Source organism: Actinotalea ferrariae CF5-4 (assembly GCF_000603945.1).
Lineage (GTDB): Bacteria > Actinomycetota > Actinomycetes > Actinomycetales > Cellulomonadaceae > Actinotalea > Actinotalea ferrariae.
The window spans coordinates 1-4,651 of the sequence record NZ_AXCW01000072.1 but is presented as its reverse complement, the minus strand read 5'-3'; the positions used below and the strand labels follow the sequence as shown (position 1 = coordinate 4,651).

Below are 4,651 nucleotides of genomic sequence, written 5' to 3'. Positions count from 1 at the left end.
GCAGGGGCGCGCCGTCGTCGTCGGTCTTGTCGAGCTTGACCACGCGGCCCAGGCCCGCGTCGTGCGGCGTCGTCGTGCGGTCGAGCTCGTGGCCGTAGAGCGGCATCCCGGCCTCGAGGCGCAGGGAGTCGCGGCAGGCCAGGCCGGCCGGGACCAGACCGGCCGGGCGACCCGCGGCGAGCAGCGACTGCCACAGCGCGACGGCGTCGGCGGCCGCGACGTAGAGCTCGAAGCCGTCCTCACCGGTGTACCCGGTGCGGGCGACGAGCGCCTCGACCGTGCCGCCGTCGACCGCGAACCGCGCGCGGGTGCAGGCGTAGTAGCGCAGGGCCAGGAGCGCGGACCGGTCGTCCTCGACGACGAGCCCGCCGACGATTCCCTCGGCCGCCGGGCCCTGGACGGCGACGAGCGCCGTCGTCGTCGCCTCGGGGCCGGCCGGGTCCTCCGGTCCCGTGCCCACGGTGCCGTCGACGCCGTGCTCGGTGCACCGCCGCTGGAGCTCCGCCGTCACGACGGTCGCGTTCGAGGCGTTCGCGACGACGAGGAAGTCCTCCTCGCCCGTCCGGTAGACGATGAGGTCGTCGATCACGGCGCCGTCGGGCTGGCAGATCATCGTGTAGCGCGCCCGGCCGACGGCGAGCCCGCTGATGTTGCCGACGAGCGCGAGGTCGAGCGCGCGGGCGGCCTCCGGACCGGTGACGCTGATCTGGCCCATGTGGGACAGGTCGAACAGCCCCGCGGCGGTGCGCACCGCCTGGTGCTCGGCGAGGTCCGAGGTGTAGCGCAGCGGCACCGACCACCCGGCGAAGCCCGTCATCGTCGCACCGAGCGCGCGGTGCTCGGCGTCGAGCGGGGTGAGCCGCAGGACCTCGTCCGCGGAGGCGTCGTCGGTCGCGGGGGAGTTCTCGTCGCTCACACGTACTCCTCGATCGGCGGGCAGGCGCACACCAGGTTGCGGTCCCCTGCAGCCTGGTCGATCCGACGCACCGGTGGCCAGTACTTCGCGCCCCGGAGTCCGGGGACGGGGAAGGCGGCGACCTCACGGCTGTAGGGCAGGTCCCAGCCGTCGGCGACGACGGCGGCCGCGGTGTGCGGGGCGTTCCGCAGCGGCGACCGCGCGAGCTCCCACTCCCCCGCCTCGACCCGCGCGATCTCCGCCCGGATGCTGATCATCGCCTCGCAGAAGCGGTCGAGCTCGCCCAGGTCCTCGCTCTCCGTCGGCTCGACCATGAGCGTGCCGGCGACGGGGAAGCTCAGCGTCGGGGCGTGGAAGCCGTAGTCCATGAGCCGCTTGGCGACGTCCTCGGCCGTGACGCCCGTGCGCTTGGTGATCTCGCGCAGGTCGAGGATGCACTCGTGCGCGACCCGCCCGTTCGGGCCCGTGTAGAGCACGGGGAAGTGCTCGCGCAGGCGCGTGGCGACGTAGTTGGCCGACAGGACCGCGACCTCCGTCGAGCGGCGCATGCCGTCGCCGCCGAGCAGCGCGACGTACGCCCAGGAGATCGGCAGCACGCCCGCGGACCCGTGGGGCGCGGCGGAGACCTGCGTCGCGCCCCGGCCCGGCAGGAACGGCACGAGGTGCTCCGCGACCGCGACCGGGCCCACGCCCGGGCCGCCCCCGCCGTGCGGGATGGCGAACGTCTTGTGCAGGTTGAGGTGCGACACGTCGCCGCCGAGGTCGCCGGGCTGGGCCAGGCCGACCAGCGCGTTGAGGTTCGCGCCGTCGATATACACCTGGCCGCCCGCCTCGTGGACGAGCGCGCACACCTCGCGGACGTGCTCCTCGTAGACCCCGTGCGTCGACGGGTAGGTGATCATGATGGCGGCGACCGTGTCCCGGTGCTGGTCGAGCTTCGCACGCAGGTCCGCCATGTCGATCTCGCCGTCGGGCGCCGTGCCGACGACGACGACGCTCATCCCCGCCAGCACCGCGGACGCGGCGTTCGTGCCGTGCGCGCTCGCCGGGATGAGGCAGACGGTCCGGCCCTCGTCGCCGCGAGAGCGGTGGTAGCCGCGGATCGCCAGGAGGCCCGCGAGCTCGCCCTGGGAGCCGGCGTTCGGCTGGACGCTGACGGCGGCGTACCCGGTGATCTCGGCGAGCCAGCCCTCGAGCTGGGCGATCATCTCGGCGTAGCCCTGCGCGTGGTCGGCGGGCGCGTACGGGTGGAGGTTCGCGAACTCGGGCCAGGAGATCGCCTCCATCTCGACCGCGGCGTTGAGCTTCATCGTGCAGGAGCCCAGCGGGATCATCGTGCGGTCCAGCGCCAGGTCCTTGTCCGCGAGGCGGCGGAGGTAGCGCATGAGCGCGGTCTCGCTGCGGTAGCGGTGGAAGGTGGGGTGGTCGAGGAACGGCGTCGTGCGCTTGAGCTGGTCGGGGATCGCGGTGCTTGCGTCCGCTCCGGCGCGGGGGGACGGTGCTTGCCCTCCCGCTGCCGCTCCTTCGTCGCGGCCGCCTGCCAGGCCCACCACGGGCTGCGCACCGTCCCCCCGCGCCTGCGCTCCGAGGAGCGCGGCGGTCACCGCTGCGACGTCCGTCTCGCTCGTGGTCTCGTCGGTGGTGAGGCTGACGTGGTCCTCGTCGACGCGGCGGATGGTGTAGCCGGCCGACAGTGCGGCGGCGACGGCCTCGTCCGCACGGCCCTGCGTCTTCACCAGGACCGTGTCGAAGAAGGCGTCGTGGACGACGGTGAGGCCGCCGGCGTGGAGGGTGGCGGCGATGGCGGTGGCGCGGGCGTGGACCGTCTCGGCGATGCGGGTCAGGCCGTCGGGGCCGTGGTGGACGGCGTACATGGCGGCGACCACGGCGAGGAGGGCCTGGGCCGTGCAGATGTTGCTCGTGGCCTTCTCGCGGCGGATGTGCTGCTCACGGGTCTGCAGCGCCAGGCGGTACGCCGGGGCGCCGTCGGCGTCGGTGGAGACGCCCACCAGCCGGCCGGGGAGGCTGCGCTCGAGCCCACCGCGGACCGCCATGTAGGCGGCGTGCGGGCCGCCGTAGAAGAGCGGGACGCCGAACCGCTGCGCCGTGCCGACCGCGATGTCGGCGCCGAGCTCGCCCGGGCTGGTCAGCAGGGTGAGGGACAGCAGGTCGGCGGCGACGGTGACGAGGGCGCCGCGCTCGTGCGCCTGCTCGACGATCGGGCCCAGGTCGCGGAGGCGTCCGGAGGTGCCGGGCTGCTGCACGACGACGCCGACGACGTCGTCGGGCAGGTCGGTCGGCAGGCCGTCGGTGAGGTCGGCGACGACGAGCGGCAGGCCGAGCGCCTCGGCCCGGCCGCGCACGACGGCGAGGGTCTGCGGGTGGCAGTCCGCGTCCACGACGACGGCGCCGTCCGGCTTGCCCTTGACCGCGCGCCGCATGAGCAGGACGGCCTCGGTGACGGCGGTCGCCTCGTCGAGCAGGGACGCGCCGGCGACGGGCAGGCCGGTGAGGTCCTCGATGACGGTCTGGAAGACGAGGAGCGCCTCGAGGCGGCCCTGGCTGATCTCCGGCTGGTACGGCGTGTAGGCCGTGTACCAGGCGGGGTTCTCCAGGACGTTGCGGCGGATCACCGGCGGGGTCACGGTGCCGTGGTAGCCCATGCCGATCATCGCCGGGAGGGCGGTGTTGCGGGCGGCGAGCGCGCGCAGGTCGCGGAGCACCTCGGCCTCGCTGCGCGCGGGCGGCAGCTGCAGCGGCCCGGGCTGCCGGATGCTCGCGGGGACGGCCTCGTCGACGAGCGCATCCAGGGACGGGGCGCCGACGGTCTCGAGCATGCGGTCGAGGTCCGCGGCGCGGGGGCCGACGTGCCGGTCGACGAAGCCGTCGGCGGCAGGGGTACGGCTGCTGTTCACGGGAGCTCCCCAGGGCTGTGCCCGGCGCGCGCCGGGACGAGGGTGTGGGTTCCCCGCTCTGTCATCCACGGCGGGGCCGCGACCTGAGAGTTTTGCCGGTCCGCCGTGGCCGGTCTGCGTGTCGCAGGGGCCCGGGGCGCGCCGACTTGCACCGTCGGTGGGGCGACGTCGTCGGACGCCTGCCCGCTTTCCAGAGTTGCCTCACCGTGGCGGTACGTGGGCCTGAGAGATTCCCGGGGAGGTTGCTCCTTCGGCGCCGGCTGCCTGGCTGGGCAGCGGGCTCTCCCGTCACGGTTCGAGCAGCGATTCAGTTGTGTGACTCGGGAGCAGCGTACTCGCCGTCCTGGCGGCCCCAGCGGCGCACGGCGGACCACACCAGCGTGCCCGCACGACGAGGCCTACCCGTCACGACGGGTGCCGCGCGAGTCCCACATGAGCCAGATCGTCGCGCCCGACACGGCGAGCGCAGGGATGACGACAACCCCTGGCGATCACGCCCGCCGTCCGACTCGTTCGGCGCGACCGCCGCATAGACAGCACCGAGTCCCCGACCGAACAAGGCCCGGATCAACCGTCGTTCGTGACCCCGACCCGGGCGTGGTCGCGCGTCGATCCTGGACATCAAATCTCCCCCTGGTCGTCATCGGTGTCCTGGCGCAGGGCGGCGGGCGTCAGCTCGTGATCGATGCACGAAGCTCGTCCCACTGACCCGATTCGAACTCCGTCCGATACAGGAGGACCCAGTCCTGGCCGATGGCGATGGGACCTTCCCCGCGGAGGGACGTCACCATCATCGCTACTAGGAAACTTCACGCAGGAT

General features: G+C 73.7%; 2 protein-coding genes and 1 riboswitch. Both genes read right to left on the bottom strand.

All coding sequences use genetic code 11. The annotated features are described in order from the left end of the window. The coding region (locus tag N866_RS08515) for an aminomethyltransferase family protein (protein ID WP_155855262.1) at positions 1 to 817 on the bottom strand (817 nt) is incomplete at its 3' end. 95 nt (positions 818 to 912) lie between these two features. Next, positions 913 to 3,831 (bottom strand): aminomethyl-transferring glycine dehydrogenase, encoded by a 2,919-nt coding sequence (gene gcvP, locus N866_RS08510; RefSeq protein ID WP_034225273.1) that lies wholly within the window; start codon positions 3,829 to 3,831, stop codon positions 913 to 915. A 200-nt stretch (positions 3,832 to 4,031) separates the two neighbouring features. Continuing rightward, positions 4,032 to 4,129, bottom strand: a riboswitch (glycine riboswitch). Between the last annotated feature and the right edge of the window lie 522 nt (positions 4,130 to 4,651).